General features: G+C 33.0%; 23 protein-coding genes. 5 read left to right on the forward strand and 18 right to left on the reverse strand.

The window, feature by feature from the left end; genetic code table 11:
* The first annotated feature begins 39 nt into the window (after positions 1 to 39).
* The 4 genes from ACMAYS_RS07795 to ACMAYS_RS07810 are packed head-to-tail and all read left to right on the forward strand — an operon-like array spanning position 40 to position 3121.
* The gene (locus ACMAYS_RS07795; protein ID WP_412463057.1) at positions 40 to 999 is read left to right on the forward strand and encodes an NAD-dependent epimerase/dehydratase family protein; all 960 of its coding nucleotides are present in this window, start codon (positions 40 to 42) and stop codon (positions 997 to 999) included.
* On the forward strand, positions 989 to 1561 hold the full coding sequence (locus tag ACMAYS_RS07800; protein ID WP_412463058.1) for a polysaccharide deacetylase family protein: 573 nt from the start codon (positions 989 to 991) through the stop codon (positions 1559 to 1561). The genes ACMAYS_RS07795 and ACMAYS_RS07800 overlap by 11 nt, the downstream gene beginning before the upstream one ends.
* Positions 1551 to 2462: a radical SAM protein gene (locus ACMAYS_RS07805; RefSeq protein ID WP_412463059.1), complete on the forward strand. Its 912-nt coding sequence runs from the start codon at positions 1551 to 1553 to the stop codon at positions 2460 to 2462. Before ACMAYS_RS07800 ends, ACMAYS_RS07805 begins: the two co-directional genes overlap by 11 nt.
* Positions 2459 to 3121, forward strand: a complete 663-nt coding sequence (locus ACMAYS_RS07810) for a PIG-L deacetylase family protein (protein WP_412463060.1) — start codon at positions 2459 to 2461, stop codon at positions 3119 to 3121. Before ACMAYS_RS07805 ends, ACMAYS_RS07810 begins: the two co-directional genes overlap by 4 nt.
* On the opposite strand, the gene ACMAYS_RS07815 is transcribed toward ACMAYS_RS07810, so the two are convergent.
* From ACMAYS_RS07815 to ACMAYS_RS07895, 17 genes are all read right to left on the reverse strand, one after another.
* Positions 3114 to 4187 carry a DegT/DnrJ/EryC1/StrS family aminotransferase gene (locus ACMAYS_RS07815; protein ID WP_412463061.1) on the reverse strand — a complete coding sequence of 358 codons (1074 nt, stop codon included), beginning with the start codon at positions 4185 to 4187 and terminating at the stop codon, positions 3114 to 3116. The genes ACMAYS_RS07810 and ACMAYS_RS07815 overlap by 8 nt on opposite strands.
* Positions 4187 to 4864: a hypothetical protein gene (locus tag ACMAYS_RS07820; protein WP_103218774.1), complete on the reverse strand. Its 678-nt coding sequence runs from the start codon at positions 4862 to 4864 to the stop codon at positions 4187 to 4189. The genes ACMAYS_RS07815 and ACMAYS_RS07820 overlap by 1 nt, the downstream gene beginning before the upstream one ends.
* Positions 4865 to 5704, reverse strand: coding sequence for a hypothetical protein (locus tag ACMAYS_RS07825; protein WP_412463062.1), 840 nt, complete (start codon positions 5702 to 5704; stop codon positions 4865 to 4867).
* A 5-nt stretch (positions 5705 to 5709) separates the two neighbouring features.
* Positions 5710 to 6804, reverse strand: coding sequence for a hypothetical protein (locus tag ACMAYS_RS07830; RefSeq protein ID WP_103218772.1), 1095 nt, complete (start codon positions 6802 to 6804; stop codon positions 5710 to 5712).
* Positions 6801 to 7706, reverse strand: coding sequence for a radical SAM protein (locus ACMAYS_RS07835; RefSeq protein ID WP_412463063.1), 906 nt, complete (start codon positions 7704 to 7706; stop codon positions 6801 to 6803). Before ACMAYS_RS07835 ends, ACMAYS_RS07830 begins: the two co-directional genes overlap by 4 nt.
* Positions 7706 to 8635, reverse strand: a complete 930-nt coding sequence (locus ACMAYS_RS07840) for a radical SAM protein (protein ID WP_392990557.1) — start codon at positions 8633 to 8635, stop codon at positions 7706 to 7708. The genes ACMAYS_RS07835 and ACMAYS_RS07840 overlap by 1 nt, the downstream gene beginning before the upstream one ends.
* Complete coding sequence (locus ACMAYS_RS07845) at positions 8625 to 9563, reverse strand: radical SAM protein (protein WP_412463064.1); 939 nt, start codon at positions 9561 to 9563, stop codon at positions 8625 to 8627. The genes ACMAYS_RS07840 and ACMAYS_RS07845 overlap by 11 nt, the downstream gene beginning before the upstream one ends.
* Complete coding sequence (locus ACMAYS_RS07850; protein WP_392990554.1) at positions 9563 to 10504, reverse strand: radical SAM protein; 942 nt, start codon at positions 10502 to 10504, stop codon at positions 9563 to 9565. The genes ACMAYS_RS07845 and ACMAYS_RS07850 overlap by 1 nt, the downstream gene beginning before the upstream one ends.
* A 7-nt stretch (positions 10505 to 10511) precedes the next feature.
* The gene (locus ACMAYS_RS07855; protein ID WP_412463065.1) at positions 10512 to 11543 is read right to left on the reverse strand and encodes a radical SAM protein; all 1032 of its coding nucleotides are present in this window, start codon (positions 11541 to 11543) and stop codon (positions 10512 to 10514) included.
* The gene (locus ACMAYS_RS07860) at positions 11533 to 12453 is read right to left on the reverse strand and encodes a hypothetical protein (RefSeq protein ID WP_392990550.1); all 921 of its coding nucleotides are present in this window, start codon (positions 12451 to 12453) and stop codon (positions 11533 to 11535) included. Before ACMAYS_RS07860 ends, ACMAYS_RS07855 begins: the two co-directional genes overlap by 11 nt.
* A gap of 1 nt (position 12454) precedes the next feature.
* Positions 12455 to 13144 (reverse strand): hypothetical protein, encoded by a 690-nt coding sequence (locus ACMAYS_RS07865; protein WP_103218765.1) that lies wholly within the window; start codon positions 13142 to 13144, stop codon positions 12455 to 12457.
* A 97-nt stretch (positions 13145 to 13241) separates the two neighbouring features.
* On the reverse strand, positions 13242 to 13850 hold the full coding sequence (locus ACMAYS_RS07870) for a hypothetical protein (RefSeq protein ID WP_103218764.1): 609 nt from the start codon (positions 13848 to 13850) through the stop codon (positions 13242 to 13244).
* 18 nt (positions 13851 to 13868) lie between these two features.
* The gene (locus tag ACMAYS_RS07875; RefSeq protein WP_103218763.1) at positions 13869 to 14432 is read right to left on the reverse strand and encodes a hypothetical protein; all 564 of its coding nucleotides are present in this window, start codon (positions 14430 to 14432) and stop codon (positions 13869 to 13871) included.
* Entirely contained in the window at positions 14422 to 15642 is a 1221-nt protein-coding gene (locus ACMAYS_RS07880; protein ID WP_103218762.1) for a radical SAM protein, read from the reverse strand. The genes ACMAYS_RS07875 and ACMAYS_RS07880 overlap by 11 nt, the downstream gene beginning before the upstream one ends.
* On the reverse strand, positions 15642 to 15857 hold the full coding sequence (locus ACMAYS_RS07885; RefSeq protein WP_103218761.1) for a hypothetical protein: 216 nt from the start codon (positions 15855 to 15857) through the stop codon (positions 15642 to 15644). Before ACMAYS_RS07885 ends, ACMAYS_RS07880 begins: the two co-directional genes overlap by 1 nt.
* Positions 15847 to 16851, reverse strand: coding sequence for a radical SAM protein (locus ACMAYS_RS07890; RefSeq protein ID WP_103218760.1), 1005 nt, complete (start codon positions 16849 to 16851; stop codon positions 15847 to 15849). The genes ACMAYS_RS07885 and ACMAYS_RS07890 overlap by 11 nt, the downstream gene beginning before the upstream one ends.
* A 13-nt stretch (positions 16852 to 16864) precedes the next feature.
* Positions 16865 to 17524 (reverse strand): hypothetical protein, encoded by a 660-nt coding sequence (locus tag ACMAYS_RS07895; protein ID WP_103218759.1) that lies wholly within the window; start codon positions 17522 to 17524, stop codon positions 16865 to 16867.
* A 60-nt stretch (positions 17525 to 17584) separates the two neighbouring features.
* Between ACMAYS_RS07895 and ACMAYS_RS07900 the strand changes: the two genes are divergently transcribed.
* Positions 17585 to 17959, forward strand: coding sequence for a hypothetical protein (locus ACMAYS_RS07900; protein WP_146037897.1), 375 nt, complete (start codon positions 17585 to 17587; stop codon positions 17957 to 17959).
* Here ACMAYS_RS07900 and ACMAYS_RS07905 read toward each other — a convergent pair.
* The gene (locus ACMAYS_RS07905; protein WP_146037896.1) at positions 17925 to 18644 is read right to left on the reverse strand and encodes a hypothetical protein; all 720 of its coding nucleotides are present in this window, start codon (positions 18642 to 18644) and stop codon (positions 17925 to 17927) included. The genes ACMAYS_RS07900 and ACMAYS_RS07905 overlap by 35 nt on opposite strands.
* Between the last annotated feature and the right edge of the window lie 75 nt (positions 18645 to 18719).

Below are 18719 nucleotides of genomic sequence, written 5' to 3' on the forward strand. Positions count from 1 at the left end.
TTTTACCAATAGATAAAATTACTGCAAGTGGCTGAATTTATGACCAGACGTAAAATGATAGTAAGTGGTGGCCTTGGCTTCCTTGGTAGCGAAATCGCCAAGAATTTCTTTCAAGAATTCGACATCACGATAATCGACAATTTATCGACAAACGTCCTTACAATAGACGATTTAGCACGTATATGTGGTGAAATCTCGTACAAAAATATGGACTTGGCCAATATGTCTGAAGAGGATAAAATCTGGCTTAATACTGAACTAAAAGACACCACAATTTTTTGTCACTTTGCTGCCGCTGTAGGAGTAAAAAAAATTGATCAATCACCCAGAGATGCAATCATTAATGAGAACAAGATAAATCACGATCTACTACCACTTTTGGCCAAATTCAAAACAAGGTTGATCTTTGCATCAAGTTCTGAGGTTTACGGTAACCAAGAGGATTGTAAAGAAGAGCAAAATCTACAAATAGGCTCTCCCGATACACTTAGATGGGGATATGCCTGCAACAAGCTTATGACAGAGTTCTTAATCAAGAGTCACGAAATTCCACATATTATTTTAAGACTATTTAATGTAACAGGACCAGGACAATCACCTGAGTATGGCATGGTTATTCCTAAAATGGTTAGGGATGCTAAAAGAGATGGAAGAATACAAATATTTGGAGACGGAAAACAAACGAGGGCGTTTTGCCACGTTAAGGACCTTATCAGCGCAATGAAATATCTTATCAACGAAGATCGATTTGATAATCAGACAATTAATATTGGAAATGATAAAAATCGAGTCACGATCGAAGAATTAGCAACTCAAATCAAGTTAACATTAGATAAAAGTATAAAAATAGAAAAGAAACCTTTTAACCATGAGTATAGTAAGAATTCAAAAGATATTTTGAAGAGATCTCCAAATATTGAAAAACTAAAAAGCTTCTATACTCCTAAAGTTACACTTCAAGAAATAATTAAAGACATAGTGCAAGGTTATGATGAATAAATTGGATAAACCTATATTAATGATTCATGAAGTATATGAATGGATGCTTAATTTGGATCTTTCAGAATATATCATTACATTTGATGATGGTCTTTATTCTCAGTACAAATACTTAGAGCATTTCTTAAAATTTGACACACCAAAAATCTTTTTTATTTCTACAAATATAATTTCTCCAGAAGACGAAATTCAAAATAAAGAGACAATTCCATGTGCAAGGGCACATGAGCTTTTCTTTAAGAATAAAGTAACAAATAATTATATGAAATGGAGCCAAATTAAAGAAATAGCAAATACAGCAAATTGCTATATAGGTGGCCACTCTCATAAACATAAAGATCTAAGAAAAAATATAAGTTTAAAAGAACTACATAGTCACTTAAAAAATGATACCGACACGATGATAAGTGAATTCGAGAAGAAAGGAATCCAGATCAAAGACTTTTGTTTTCCATATAATTACGAAGCGCCATTATATAAAGAAGTCTTAAAACAAAAAGGTATTACTAATATATACGGGAGCGGACGAATCGCAATTGAGGAACTCAAAAATGCAATATAACAATCAAGACATTATTGCTATTGGAGAAGGATCCCCTCTAAACATAAATTGGGAGATGGTATCTCATTGTCAATTTGACTGTAGTTATTGCTATTACAGACCATTTACAAGTGACACTAATTATTCAACATTAAGTAAAATCGTTTTAAAGAAACTCAAGGCAATAGAAGAAGACTTCATCATTAATTTAATTGGTGGTGAACCCACACTACACCCAAATTTCCTAGAAATAATTGAAGAATTAGTTAAGATTGAAAAATTAAGAGAAATTAGAATAGTTACAAATTTTGTAAAACCTGAGAATTTTTGGTCTAAAATACCTAAGAATAACAAAATCAAAATCACTGCAAGTTTTCACCCTGAATACCCAAACAAAGATTTTGTAAAAAAAGCGGATATTCTATCTGGCCAGTATAAAATTGATATTGCCTTTCTATTCACTAATAAAATAGATGAGTATAATCAATATAAGAATATATTTGATGATTTATACAGACTAGCTTCAGATAAAAAATTAACTTTAAATTGCATAAGACTACACAATGAGACACAACAACAAGTTTCGTATGAAGCATATCAAGAAGTAATCGAATCCTTTATAAAAGAATGTGAAGCTAAAATAACTCTACTAGAAAATAAAGAAACAACCTTAATAAAATTAAAAAACTCGATTCACCACCTTTCTAAATCAGATTTTTTAAATCATGGTTATAATAGGCTTAAAGGTTGGAGGTGTGACATTAGGGCATTTATCATTCATTATGATGCTCAAGTATCCTATGCTTGTAAAAACACGAAAAAACACATTCTAACTTGTGACTTTAAAACGACAGCAATCACATGCCCTTTTGAAGTCTGCCAGTGTGATGATTATTGGAGTTTTGAAAAGGTAGCGCCATGAAAAACAAAGTATTAGTAGTAGTTGCCCATGCAGATGATGAAGTACTAGGTTGTGGAGCAACAATTAATAAACATATTAATTGTGGTGATGAAGTATTCATACTAGTCCTAACGGACAGTACTTCTGCACAAGGGAAAGATGTAGAAAACCGTCATCAAGAATTCCTAAAGGCCATGAATATCCTAGGAGTAGAAAAATTTAAAAAGTTAGATTTTAAAGACAATCGCCTAGATGGCCATGAGCTCATCGACATAATACAGAAGATAGAATCTGTTAAAAAAGAATTTTGTCCCAATATTGTCTACACACACTCATCTAATGATTTGAATATTGATCATCAAATCACCAATAAAGCAGTATTAACTGCTTTTAGAGCACTACCAGAGAACTTAACCACCCATATTTTTTCTTTTGATATACCTTCAAGTATTGAATTTCAATCTTCGCAATATCAACAAACAAGAAAAAACTATTTCAATTCAATAGATAGTGAGGACTTGAAAATAAAGATTAAGGCCATGTGCGCTTACGAAAGTGAATTGCATGCCTTCCCTCATCCTCGTTCGATTGAAAATTTAGAAATTCTCGCAAAAACAGAAGGCACAAAGTGCGGGAAATTATTAGCTGAGTCCTTCTACATCGAGCGTATTATTAATTAGAATAAAATTTAGCTATAAGCTCCACGATGTAACTTATTTCATTATCTTCGAGAGTTTCGTAAAAAGGTAAGCTTAAAGATGTAGAGTAATAGCTTTCAGCACCTGAAAACACTAACTCATCTTTTTTCCAATATGAATGTAAATGAAGAGGTTTAAAGTGAATAGATGTTTGGACTCCATTATCAGCCAAATGAATTTGAAGCTCTTTTCTATTTTTAGCATGTATGACAAAAAGAGAGGAAATAATATTTTCACTATGATCTAAACAAGAGATTTGTGGAATATCCTTAAGAAGATTCTGATATCGAGCAACTCTTGATTGTCGACGTTTTATTTTTTCATCAAGAGCATATATCTGATCTTTCAAAATAACTGCACTAAGATCAGTCATATTTGCTTTTCGGCCAAGACATTCAATATCATATTCTATCGGAGAAATACGCTTAATTCCATGCAAGCGAACCTTACGTAAATCTTCTAATTTACTTTCATCAGATAGAACAAAACCACCTCCATCAGGAGATGATAGTATTTTATTAGGATAGAAACTAAAGAATGCTGCATCAACAAAATGATCGAAACAATCTTTATAAATAAGTTGAGCTAAATCTTCAATAATATCAAATCCATAGCTTTGTTTTAATTCTTTAAGCTTCTCTCTGTCATAAAGATGTCCACCAATTGATACGGGAATAACACAATCAACTTTATGAGAATTTAATATCAATTTTAGAGACGCTATATCAATCATTCCTGTTTTTACATCTACATCACAGAAAATAACCTTATGCCCTAATCTACGAGGTACTTCTGCAGTAGCTGCGAATGTATTCACTGGAACAACGACATTGACCTTTGAATCAGGATAAAATGTATCTATTAAAATTTCAAAGGCTGAAGTAGCGCTACTTGTACAAGTAAAATTGGGAAAATTAAATGTTTCAGCTAATATATTCTCAACCTCGCTAACTTCACGTCCACCAGTCCAGTGACCTGATTCAATCACCCTTTTAATTTCCATTGGTAATGAGCTACTAGAATATGGACGAAAAAGAGGTATTTTCATTATTTATATAGAATTTTCTCTTGGGCTTCATACACAGGGTACTCTCGCGACAAGATATCCTTTAAGTCGTAGAATGGATTGAGATTTTTTTCAAAATAAAATATTGTATTTATATTATAATCGCAGATATACATAAAAATTGGTCGACGTTTTTGAATTTCAACATATTTTAGATCGACAATTTTAATTTCACCGCTGTCTAAATGCTTATACACTTTAGAATAGAGTTGATTATAGAAAGGAAAAAGCACATTTCGATCACTTCCCCATAAATTTCTTGTTAAGGTTACAACTGTTTCACAATCGCTTTTTTTAAGATCATCCATCTTGAACCAACCATCTTCTTCGCGATAATATTCAAAAACAAGAAAACTCTCAGATTCTTCTAGAAGCGTAGGTAGAATTGTTTTTTTATTCATTACTTTACGATATTTATTCAAGAGATCATCAAAAGTAAAATTCAGTTTACGATCGATATCTGGAGCATCAGTAACAAGATACTTAAGCGCCGGCTTAAAAACATATTTACGATTACCTACAGGTATAAAATAAAAGCTTTTACTCTTACCAAATCCTGTACCGACTGGTACATCGATATCAAATTCCTCTTTTAGCTTTTTTTGAGCTGCATAAAGAAATTCAATCTTTTTTTCTCGCATGATATGTTCAATATCCATCTAGACTTCCTTCATCCTTTTGAAGTAGGCAATACGCTCTCTAACTTTATCATACTTTGAGCTAGGATAAAGATGCTCATGCCAAAAGTAGATATTCTTCAATTTTTCTTTAGGGAAAGTAGAAATAGATGCATATCCTTCACCTACTTGATAATACTGAATTGGAAAAACATCTAGTCGGCCTTCATTATAAGCCTTCTCTATTACATATTCTTCCAAGAAGTACTTCTCTACATTTTGACAATTTTTTTGCCAACGCTCATCACCATTAGTTTCATAAAGCTTCATAAGTTCTTCAAAGAAAAATTTATAAAATTCACTTTCGCGGCGAGAAATGATAAATCCAGTATCGAGAGGATTATCCCAATCTTCTCCGATAAAACGCTGGTCTTTCTTAGAAATATCATCATACTGCCCTACAACAATCTTATTTTCATTGTAAACGACATCAAATAAATTTGGATCAATTGGTTTAATTAAATTCATATCGAGATCAATATGAATTAGAATATCTTCCTCTAATTCCTGTTCAAGAAGCATTCCACAAAAAGGAACATTCACAAAACCTGATTCAAAATACTTTGTTTCTTCGTGATACTTTTCTATATAGGTAACATCTAGTTCCTTGAATTTCTCTTTAGTCTTTTGCGAAACAGTATTGTGAGTTGGGCAATAAGTATATATTGGAATATCCTTCAATTCACCAGCGTTAGTTCGCCAATTCTCAAAACAAAGAATCGCCTCATCTTCATAATGTCTTTGATTTTCAAAAGTAATCCCCTTCTCATCGTTAGTGCTTTGGCCATTACTTTCAATCATTGTTATAAGTGCAATCTTCATATGTACTACTTTGTATAATCGATATATTCATCGTCTCTATTTATATCCAGGGTAGAGCAATGTATCCCACCACCAAATATTTCACAATTCTCTAATCTAACAGGATGAGGTTTAAAACCATGCTTATCTAAAAGTTCAATGACATTTACAGCACTTTCACTTACTAAAACATTTTCTTCATCAACACTTACTATATTGATATCCATCCCACGTGTACTTGCAAGTTGAATATCGATATCCGTTTTACCGGATTCAATAACTGGCTCTGCCTTATAGTCATCAGGAAATAAACAATCCCAATTTTTAAATTTATCAGGCAAGAAATCTTTTATATTTCGATACTTAGGGTTTACTAAAAATGTACCAGGCTTAAGGCAAACGAGAACACCATCAATATGATTATCCGCTACATTAACAATATGGAAATCACTCTCGGGAAAAAATGACTTCACCCACTCAAGTCCTAGATAGTGATTATAAGAATTAACATTCACAATGACATCTTTCCCAATACGTAGAAATTGTGCTCCATCAATGGCCATTGTATATTTAGAACGATCAAAATTTTCATAATCTCTTACTGAATCCCAAGGACTTAAATCCATAGTTTCTTCAATTAACTTATTGTGTGGTGAGCGAATCCATTTTCCACCGCGTCCCCCATCAAATAATCCGTTGTATACATTATACAAAAGGGTATTTTCAAAAAATCTATTTCTTACATAAGTTGGAGTTTCAATAATATAGTCACGATATACCAAAGATACATCACGTACATTACTGGCACTTGAAAGCTCTGTTTTATAATCAGGCGTCTTAATTGTTACGACCTGCCCCAATCGCTCAGGACGATATACTTCAATACCAAGTCTCTCAAAAGTGTTTGCCAAATCATCGAGCTGTTTGTTTCGTTTTAATAAAAGATCATGATTCACATAGTATTCTTGACCTGCATGTTCTAGCCTGTCATATACTGCATGTGTTAAATTTTCTCCGTAGAAGTGCTGGAAAGTAAAATCAGCGATACGCTTACTAATCTCAAGTTCTCGTCCAACAATTATAGAGTTTAACTTACCAAATGAGGTATTACTTTTAATCACGAAATATCCTTAATACTTTCTAAATCATCATATTCAAAATCATTCATATAAAAATCACAATTAAGTTTACACTGCGTGGTATTTCCTAGAGCTTGATAGCAGTTACAAAATTCTTTTGAAAATTTTATAAAATCAGAAAAAAACTCAAAAGTACTCTCATATGAATAGATATTTACTGGCTTTACTTCTGTACTTGCATAAATAAAAGAAACGCACGGATAACAACTTCCATCAGAGTTGATATAAATTCTTTTAAACCAGGGCACAACAGGCTTTGAATACTTCTTATCATAAAGAAAATCCATATTCCCTTTAACACTTCTCTTTCTTGGAGGCTTAATTTTTCTCGTAACTAATGTAGTATCTCTAAATAATAAATCCAGGCCAATTTTTTTATTTATTAATTCCGCAGTTTCAATTGCATATTCTTCGTTAAGTTCATGCCTAGAAAAAATTGGTTCAATATTTAAAAAGTTTTTTGTTTGTTCAATATTACTTAAAACTTTAGTAAAACTACTTCCACAACGTGTTAGTTCATGTATCTCTTGTCTTGGTCCGTCAATGGCAACCTGAAAGACCATGTTTTTATATTTTTTTAGTTTATCCACATCGAGACTGAGTAGGTTTTCCCCATTAGTTGCAATAAGGATATCTTGTGAGAAATTTTCCCCCAATGAAATGAGGATATTATTAATATCACTATGCTCTAATGGTTCACCATCATTACCACAGACAAAAACTTCTTTAGGGTTAAATTTTTTGATTATAGGCAGGACTTTTGAAAAATCGAGCTCTCTTCTATTTTTATGACCAGGATTAAGGCTTGGACAACCCTGGCACTGTAAATTACAGCTGTTATTTAAACTAAGTTCTATGAATTCAACAAACTTATTATATTGCATTATAGAATCTCAAGCTCCCACATATCCATTAGTCGCTTGCAGTTCTTTTCACAAATTTGACAACATTCATATTCGAAATTTTGAATTTTTTTATAATCAAGATCCCACTTTTCTAAGCGACTTTCTTCAAGCCATACATAACATGGAAAGACTGTACCATGCTGATCAATATGAATACTTTTATTGTGAAATGAGCGACAATCGATATCATAATCTTTACTACCACTAACTTTCTCGCCCCATTTCTTCTTGGCCGAGTTTATAATGACATCATACTTTCTCTTAAGTTCAGGCGTAATAAGCATTTTATCGAGATTAAAAGGGTTCTTATATACCTCTGTTTCTCGGCGATACAATGTTTGCGTCAAATTGATATTACTAAACTCATTTAAAAGTTCATCCATACTTCCATTTTCAAGATCTTCAGCATTGTAATCGAATAAGATATGTTGGATATAATCAATTCCATAGGGATTTGTTTCACGAAAGGCCTTCGCATTGGCCCTAATATTAGCAAGACTAGTATTAACTCGATAGATTTCGTGAAGCTCTTGTGTTGAACCACAAACTGTAAAGTAGACACTATCATCAGGACCTAATATCGTACCTAACTCGGCCCACCATTCAGGATTGTGGGTGTCACCATTTGTACATATTTCGATTGCGATATCTCTTTTTCTTAAATAACGACAAAGATCAAAAATAGAGCGATATAATGTTGGTTCAGAGAAAGCACCTACCAAATGTACATACTTTGCATTTGGAAACTGATCTAATTGATTAGTAATCTCATTCAAGTGTCTCTCATTATATTTAACTTCAATATGCTTATAGTTACGAGCACACAAAGGACACTTTGCATTACAAGTACCTGTGAGATCAATTTCAATTCTCTCACTACGAATAAGGGCATCATTACTAGCAGACAAAGTCTAACTCCATTACATCAATTAATTTTTGAATTCTTCTTTCACATTTAAAACAGTCTTTAAATTTAAAGCTTAATACTTCACCATAATCAAATACTTCTCCAGAAAAATGTCCTGGTCCCTCGTATTCAGCATGGCCATAACAAGGTGATATTTGTCCAAATTGATCAATATAAATTTTACGATCTCTAAGACTCATGCATTTTATTTCAATATCCTCACTCTCACCTGGTGATGGTTTTATATTAAATAAAGCATCAATCGCTCTTTTTCTTTCATCTTCAGGACGTATTAAATCCTTATCAAAGGATTTTACATACTCATTAAATGTTCGCTGTCCTTCAGTGTCGACATTGAAAGTTTTACTAAAGCGGGCAATTATGTTCTTCATCGCCTCACTTTCATAATCTTCACGATTATATTTGAACATAATATGCTGTATATGATCGATCCCTTCTTTATTTGTCGAAATAAATCCTTGATGATTATCCAAGATATCTTGAAGCTTACTACCTACACGATATTTTTCGTGTAGCTCTTGTGTTGAGCCACAAATAGTAAAATATATGCGATCATTTGATGATAGTATCTCTCCTAGTTCGGCCCACCATTTAGGATTATGAGTACTACCATTTGTAAATAGTTCGATAGCAACACCACGTTCGACTAAGTATCGACAAATATCTTTAACTTCAGGATGAAGTGTTGGCTCAGATATATTTCCGGCCATGTAAAAAACTTCAAGATTAGTGAAGGTATCTAATTGTTCTTTTATTTGCTCATAGCTTCGTACATTACGTTTTAATAAATGACCCGCATGTGCGTAGTTTCTTGTACACAGAGGACAGCGTAGATTACAAGTACCCGTTAGATCCATTTCAAGCTCTAGGATTTCACTACGATGTAATGTCGTCTGTTTACAGCTCATTACCCCATCCTCTCTAAACCTATATCTTCTAGCATTTTTGTCGTCATGGCTTCACACTCATAGCAGAAGTCATATTTAAATTGATTAATTTTTGAATAATCTAAATTAAATTTCTCACCAACATTATAGATACGATAGAGAAAGCATGGAAAGATTTCACCCCATTGATCAATGGCCACAAATTTTTCTTCAAGACTTTTACAACGCATCTGACATTTAATTTCACCAGATTTATTTCGTTCGTAACGTCTCTTAGCATGACGAGAAATTAGGTTATAACTTTTTGCCAAATCTGCGGTTAATGCAATGTCATTTTTTTCATCTTTAATGAAACCAAATCTTTCATTGTATGGAAGAGTATTAATATTATACTCACGACTAAAGCGAGAGCGAATCTCTTTCATCGCATCACTTTCAAAATCTTTAGCATTATATTCAAACATGATATGCTGTAGATAATCGATATCGTACTTACATCCTTCTTTAAAAGCTTCATGATTGTCTAACACTTGTTGAAGATTAGAACGAACACGATACTTTTCATGTAGTTCTTGAGTTGATCCACAAATTGTAAAGAATACGTGATCTCTAGGACTCATCATCGAACCAAGCTTTCGCCACCAATCTGTCGTATGTAGAGAAGCATTCGAATAAAGCTCGACTTCAATTTCACGACCAATTAAATATTCCATTATCGTGAAGAATTCTTTATGGAGTGTTGGCTCAGAAATCATTCCGGCCATACAGCACATCTTAATATTTGGGTATTCATCAAGTTGAGCAATAATCTCACTTGCTGGTCTTTCATTATATTTAACTAAATGCTTAGCATTTGAATAACTTCGTGAACAAAGTGGACAGTCGAGATTACATGTTCCTGTCAACTCGAGTTCTATTTCAAGAATATCTTCTTTTGCTAATGAATTTGGTAATTTTTCCATAACTTACCTACTTATAGTCACACTCTGGATAATGGCCACGACGATAATGTTGTACATCATCAATTTTATCACCATCAACAGGATAGACCTTTTGTACATTTGAAATTTTCTTTTCTACGCCATCACATACAAAGAAGTACATACAATTAAAACACTCCTTACCTTTTGTGTACGTGTGCTTTCTCTTTTGAGCGGCAACTTCGAAATATTCTTTTGTATCGAGTACCTTCTCTTCAATTTTCTCCACATCGTAAGCATAAATATTCCAGTCATTACGATCATAAATATGCTGATAAACACCAACGACATATTTCTCATACCCCTGCATAAAACAAAATGGGATATAGCGGACATTAATTTGAATACTATTGTTGAGACTATCAATGGCCTTTTTAATATATTTACTTAGATGTTCATAACTTTGTGACTCAAGTCGATCAGCATCTTCCCAATAATTAAGAGGAAGGAAGTTTAATTGATAAGGCATGATCTTATTGATTAATTCGACATATTCATTGAGTAGTTCTGCATTCTTATCAGTTACAGTACAGTTTATACGAACCCTAATGCCTATTTCTTGGCAATTTGAAATGGCCTTTAGCATTTTTCGAAAGGCACCCTTTCTTCCAACGATTGAATCATGATTTTCTTCATTAACTCCGTGAAGACTAAAAAGTAATTCCGTTAACCCATGTTCTTGCGATTTTTTACAGAATTCTAAGTTTGCAAACTTCGCACCATTTGTCAGAGCAGAAATATTTGTAAAACCTACTTCCTTGCAATAGTCGAGAATAGCAAACCAATCACGGTGGACTGAACTTTCTCCACCACTAAGATCAATTTCTCGCATTCCACAGTTATAGATTTTTTGTGCTCTTTTTTTAATAGTTTCTAATGGAGTCACTTTATCGAGATCATCAAGATAATAGCAAAAGTAACATTCATAATTACAGAATGTTCCCGTATCGAGCTTTGCTCTTTTATTGAATTTGTCATTTATTAGCCTCAAACCTGAATGGCTAAAAATATTATAATCCAATATGTTCTCCCAAGATTTCTAGTATGGGATCTCCCTCTTTTAAGAATATCGATTCAAAGTCATTGTCGATATCCCACTTTCTCCAGTAGAGGCCTTTATCTTCATCCCAGTAGTCTATATTATAATACACAACCTCTTTTTCAAAAAATTTACATTCCGCAATCATTCGAGGACTACAATCAAACTTACGAGGAACGGGTGTATAGATATATCTATCAAACTTTTCAAATAAGTCAGGTACTGGCATCTCTGGAAAAACAAAGCGATCAGAGAGCCCATCTAGACGCTCTACAGGTCGGTTTTCCCTATTGGTTAAGCACATGAATTTTCCATCATATTGATTTAAAAGGTCTAGATACATCTGATCAGGGATATTTCGACAATTTTTTGTGCCATACAACAAGTTACAACGATTTGATTTTGTAGGCTTTTTAAGACGATCAAAATTGATACGTTTTTTGTAATCAATAGCATTCTTACAATCACGATAAATACGGGCATCTTGTAAGATATAAACATTATCTTTATCGTTATCTTGAAGTTCTTTATCACCACAGGCGAAGTGAAATATCTTCTGTGCAAGAATATGTTTTCCCATAAGTGATTTAGCACCACCATCAGTAAAGAGAATATTATTAGCGTGTACTAAATTAGGACGATTAACAAATATTGTATCTTTTTCAAGTTGCAACAGCTCTTCATTTGAAATGATGTATTTACCAACAACAGAATCTCTAAATGTAGGCCAATCAATATCTTCACAAAGAAGAATTCCAACTCGCATATAATCTTTCAAAAAAAGATAGTAATCAATAACCTCGTATGTATGTCCACATAGGCCATGATTATTTGCACTCCAGCTATATGTTAACCAGAGATCATAATTTTCTTTATCTAATCTAAGAATCATATTAATCCAAAAAGTCTTGAATTAACTTATCTTCATCCGTTAAGTGATAAGCTTCAAATCCATTTAATAAGATATCATTATATCGCATATTTACGGAGTCTTGAATAACACTCTTAAAGATTTCGACCTTCTTCTTATAATAAAGGCTTTCGGGAACAAGACGATTATTTGTATCAACTTTACCAGATTGGTAATACAACATTGTATCAAATTTCTCGTGTAAATTTTCGTGATGCTTATTAGCGATTTTATAAATTAGTTTTCGATCCCTGTAGAGCTCAGGTATCACAACATTCGTATAGTCTAGAGATGGCGTATTAACAAAGACATAGTTATCAACTGTATTAAGATCTTTATAATTTCCAAATGAGAATTTTAAAAGTTCTTGCTCATCAAAATTTTGATATTCATAGAATCCGTAATACTTGACCTTTTTCATCCCATAACGTCGCATTTCATGGCCTTCATTTGAAAAAACCACCAGGTCACATGGAATTGTTTCTCCAAGAAGTTTAAGCGTATGAATATCAAGAATCATACAACGCTTAGGCTTTAATTTAAAAATATCATAAACACTATTAGTAACGAGAAAGTCAGAAATATATTCATCCGGAAAATGGTATCTTTCTTTGAAAACACTAATCCAGTTGATTCTTTCTTCTTGGGTGCAGTTATAGAGGACAAATTTCACATCACTGCTTCGAGCTCTTGAGAATAAGAAATACTCGAAGCAGTAAAATAATGTTCCATTTACTTTACGGTGATCTTTTTGCGAATAGAGAATAATTCTAGAAGAATGTTGAATAATAATCCTCTAAGAACTTATTTGTAAGCTCATCGATTTTATCAGTACACTCTTCTTCGTTAACGATTTTTCTAAAGTGATCAAATTTCTTATTAAGAGCACTGATTCTTTCAATCTGATCGCGCATATTCAGGTAATCTTCTAATTTTTGAATAAGTTCTTCATTACCTGTTTCTAAGATTTCTAAATATTTTGACTCGCGGTTTTCAGCAGTAATAAAGTAGCCCTTATCGCAAAGCTCATTATTTAAACACATATAGCTATAAAAAGTATAACCACTTACAGAAGCAAGATCCTGCGTTACGACCATACGGGCCTTTTTAATTGCGGACTCTCTTGCAAAATTATAATCGTTAGCATCACCTTCGATAATTTTGATTTCATGAGGCATTACTTCATTAAATTCAATTGGCTTTGCAATTCTTACTTCATAGCCTTCTTCTAAGGCCCTTTTGATAAGAGAAGCAGATACTGCTGAAAGATTTAATAACTTCTCATGTCTTTCAATAGGATCAAGGGTATGAGGATAAACATTCGTTACATACCAGTGTGATCCACGATCCTCTACAGAAGCTACATCATATAACATCATAATTAATTCCTTTTAAATCTAATAGTGACATCCACAATTATTGTGACATGAACATACAGCATTACAATTACAATCAGAGTTACAAATACAATCTGCTCTAATTGTATTATAGTAATTCAATAATTCTTGTACATGTGATCTAACAACTTTTTGTCCATACTTATTCCATGTTCTCGCTCCCGATGAACCACCAGCAGTAGGATCATCCGCGGTACGAGGTCTATTATCGGCCGGAGAAACACCTGTTGGTGCTGGCGTATAACTTACAGTTGAATCATTATTAGGAGAAAGGTCATTAATCTCGTTATTCATTGATGCTGATGCGGCATTTGTAATTCTAACACCAACACCAAGTGACGCCGAAGGAGTTCCTGGATTATAAAAAGGGTGTACACGATATCGTGCTAACTCCGCAGCTATATTATTTCTTAAGTTAGTTATATGACTACTTAAAACTTTATTACCCGTCGCAACTCCAGTACTTAGGGTTACACCTCTATTTGACGTACAAACACCTCGGTGCCCTGAACAAGTAGCTGTTCCTGTATTGTGAAAGGTACAGTGTCCACCACTACATGCCATTTGTGACCTCCTTTTCAATATACTCTTCTGTAGTCATTACACCAACAGAGTATATATGCTTCTGTACAGCTCGATCAATCTCACCAAAAGTTTTAAAGAAACCACATAATTCGTTAACCCAATTATCAGTCCATTTTTCAAAAAAGTCTGTTTTTTCACTCTTCTCGTGACTTGCCACAGGACAAATCATACAAGTAGTTGCAACACAATCCTGACAATCTTTGTGAATCTTCTTAAGTGGTTCTTCAAATTTTTGCGTATATGCACTTATTTTTTCAACAAATGCATCATCATTGATATCGCTATAAGCTAACTCTTCTTTATGTTTTGAATAAATCGCTCCGTGACAAGCATAGAGATTTCCACGTTGATCAATAGCGGCCATATTATAACCTGCAGAACAATGCTTGCGGTTATCTTCACCACCAAACCAAGAACATAGGTAGCGACCATTTTCTTTATAGAACTCGATTTCTCTTTTTGCTATTTTTAAAAACTCTGCCCTAAAAACCTTGATGGCATCTTTTTTCTCATCAAGAGAAAATTTTGTAATATAGTCAATCGTTGGAGAATAACTAATATTAATATCTTTTGATACCTTCCAAAGAAGCTTTTGAATGTCATGATAATCTTCCCAACATGAATAAAGATTCTCCATACTATCAATAGGAAGAGTTGCCTTCATACTTACGTTAATCCCAAGATTAGCAAGCTCATAAAGGTTATTGATAACATGATTACTCGAAGGCTTTTTATTCTTCATTAAACGATAGCTATCATTAACGGCACGGCCATCATACGAAACCTGTACATGAAGTTTGCTTGTATCTACATTTTCAATAATCTTTCTCATATTGTGAATATTGAAAGCATTAGTATAAAGGTGAAAGTCTACATTATCGTGGTCACGATAATTGTTCATCAACTCAATAATGAAATTAGGGTTAAGAGTTGGCTCTCCACCCCAAAGAGATATGTTTAAACCATCATATTTTTCTTGGAACCAATTTTTATCCGCAAGGATACTATCAATTCTTTTAAAGATAACAGGAAGCTCATTATCAAGACGAGCCTTATCGACTTTTTCACCTTCGAAACAATAAGTACAATTTAAGTCACAAAGTGCCGACGTTGTAATTTCTAAAGTAAAGAAATTCTTTGCATATCTTTTTTTAGCTTTTGCTGGATTTTCAAAATTATAAGCGACCATTATTCTATCTCCACGTTAAGGATTTCATCTAGAATTCCGTCCAACTTTTCATCTGATACTTTCTCAACTTCTGGCTTTATCATTGAAAGAATTTCATCTGCTTCGAGCATTAGCCTTTCACCATATTCTGGTGAAATTGGCATCAAATGTTTACCCGCTTCAAATAAATGTTCAGCCGCCAAAAACATACTGCGATTTAGAGCTTTAAGATTCATACACTTCTCTTTTCAAGATTCTAGTAAAATATTCATTAGACCTAATTTCAGAAATCATGCGTTGTATTTCCTTATAAAAATGGCGATACATTATGCAAATATTTTCAATAGGTCCTTCGTTCTTAATGTTCTCATATAAACAACCTTTTCTACAGAATTTTTTTACACTACAGCTCTCACAAGCGGCCATATTCTTATATTCTGGGATTTTTAAATAAAGGTCGTCATCTTTGAAGCGATTACAGGCAATTAGCTTATCTTCTGAAAAAGATAAATGAGTGTCTCCTGCTCCGCAATAATCAATCGTTATATCTTTGGCCGTATAGCGAAGAATGTGTCTTAAGTAAGTGAGAATTATTTGTGGCATCTCGACATCATCAACATTTTCAATATACCAATCAACAAGCTCACTAAATCCTTTGTTTACATCATTTGCACTCTCATAGGTCCAAACATCAACATCTCTAATGAGAGTAAGATCAGGATTTAGATTTAAAACTTTTTTGATAAAGAGATGATTCTCAAGAAGATTACTATTTCCTGCATAAATCATGGTGTGACAGCTTAAATCATTAAGTTGTTTAATAAGCGGAAGCTTCTTTTCATATAAGTAACTTGTTGCGCGATTATCATGCTGTTTACGATTGATATCTTGCCATAGTCCATCATATGAAAGAGAAACTCGAATGTTATTTTCATTTAAAAAATCGACTTTCTCTTGATCTAATAGCAGACCGTTCGTTGGCATATAGAATTGAATATTATCTTCATTTTTTAATTCTTCAGTTACTCGAACAATCTTATCCCAATGAAGAAGAGGTTCGCCACCGTAGAAATCAACCTGAATTAACTCATCAGGATTTTCAGCGCGAACCTTCTTATATGATTCAAAAAATAAATCTGTATTGATTGATTTCTTGGAAAGCTTATCAACATTGCAGTAACTACAACTTAAGTTACAAGCTTCCGAAAAAGCAATTGATAAGACTATCATAGTAGACCTTTTATTACTTAACTTTTACCCAATGACGGCCATCAACTTGAATCTCAATATTACCATCACCGAATGTATCTTTGTGTTCTTTTTTCTTATAAATAGCAACTAATCTTTCAGGATAATCACGTTTCTCTTCAAGAGACATTTCCGTTAAGTTTCCATTTTCATCATTTGTTAATGGTGTTCCACACGGGTACTCATCGTCAACATAAGCAAGAACCCAACCACCAATGGCTATAGGGACTTCAAGACCTGCATTACCTTTTCCAACACCAAAACCAAAAGTATCTGACGCAATACCAATAACACTTAATTGGCATCTTTCAGAGCATATACGTGCACCTTCAATAGTATCGTAATAACACTTTCCAGGGATTAATTCATCATTAAGAAGCTGATAATCTGCAACATCATTCCAAACAGCATTCCATACTCTGGCACCTCTTACATCACCTGTTGCTGTAATAGAGCCACCATTTGTGATATTTCCACCTGCATTAATATTTGAACCTACACTTAAGTTACGAGCAGCACGAATATCCAATCTTGCAACTAGGTGATTATAAGCAACAAAACTTCCACCTGAATAGTAAAGGTCAGGTCCTGTTACACTAGCTGTCGAAAATGTCGCCGTATTAAAATTTGTTAACGTACCATTTCTTAAAGTCATAACCGTATCCTCTAATAAATAATTTTCTGTATTTTTATAAATCTATTATATAATAGTATCATGAAACGAAGAAATTTTATTTTATCTACAATTTTCTCGCTATTTACCTACAAATCAATTGTACACGCATTTTCGCGTTCCAAAGTAATTGACTCAGGTAACATCCTAATTTCCAATGATTTTGGTACATGTGTAACTTTAAAATCGGGAATGAATTATAAACTTCCTGAGAATCCAACGAGCGTAAAATCTTGTATTCACTTTAAGGTCGTTAAAAGTAAATTATCACAAACGCCAACAGTAAGTAGTAATAAACATATGATTGCCAATAATACGGGCCAATTTGTTATTGATAAGAATGTAGATCTTGATAAGTCACGTTTTTTTACACTTCAGTATATTAACGAGAAGATTGGCTGGATTCTTTTTTCTTAGGAAAGCAAAAAATTAAGCCTAGAAGAATTATATTTGATACAAACTCAATCTTCATAACTGCAACAGTCAGTAAATGAAAGGCAATTATTAACAGCGCCCAAATGTATAAAGCCGACTTTTTCCTAAAGTATAAGATTAGACCACTCAGTTCTAAGGAAACGATAAGTAATCCAAAAATAAAGAATATAAACGTTGGTACTTGATCTAAAACTGGCCAGCTATAACCAATACTAGAATTATAATTATATATAATTTTATGTAAGCCATTTAAATGAAGATAGCCTTGTCCTTCGGAAAAGAAACTTGTGAGAGAATAAAAAACCTTCCAAAACCCAGACATAAAATATACTAGAACAGTTAGAAGTTTAGATAAATTTAGAACATCATAACTTGGATCTTTATTATTATTTTCAAAAATCAGAATTATCGAAATATAAAGCCATAAGAATAAATCGTGGTCTATATCAGCACCATTTGTCATTCCTATTATTAAAAAGAGTAATATAGAATAGAGAATACGAAAATATTTTCGACAAAAATCACTTATGGCCCCAAATGTAGAGATAGTCCATAAGCATAAAATAGGAAAAAGAAAACTTACTGGAAGAAATGAAGATATCCAATTTGTTTGTTTTTGAGATGGAAAACTCTCATATAAAAACATGCTGATAATTGAAAATGTCATTAAGTAGAATATCTGAGAAAAACTACTAATCATTTAATTAGTCCTCGACACACTAAATAAGTTCCAACTAAAAAA

The sequence above is a fragment of the Halobacteriovorax sp. RT-2-6 genome (genome assembly GCF_047085025.1).
Taxonomy (GTDB): Bacteria; Bdellovibrionota; Bacteriovoracia; order Bacteriovoracales; family Bacteriovoracaceae; genus Halobacteriovorax_A.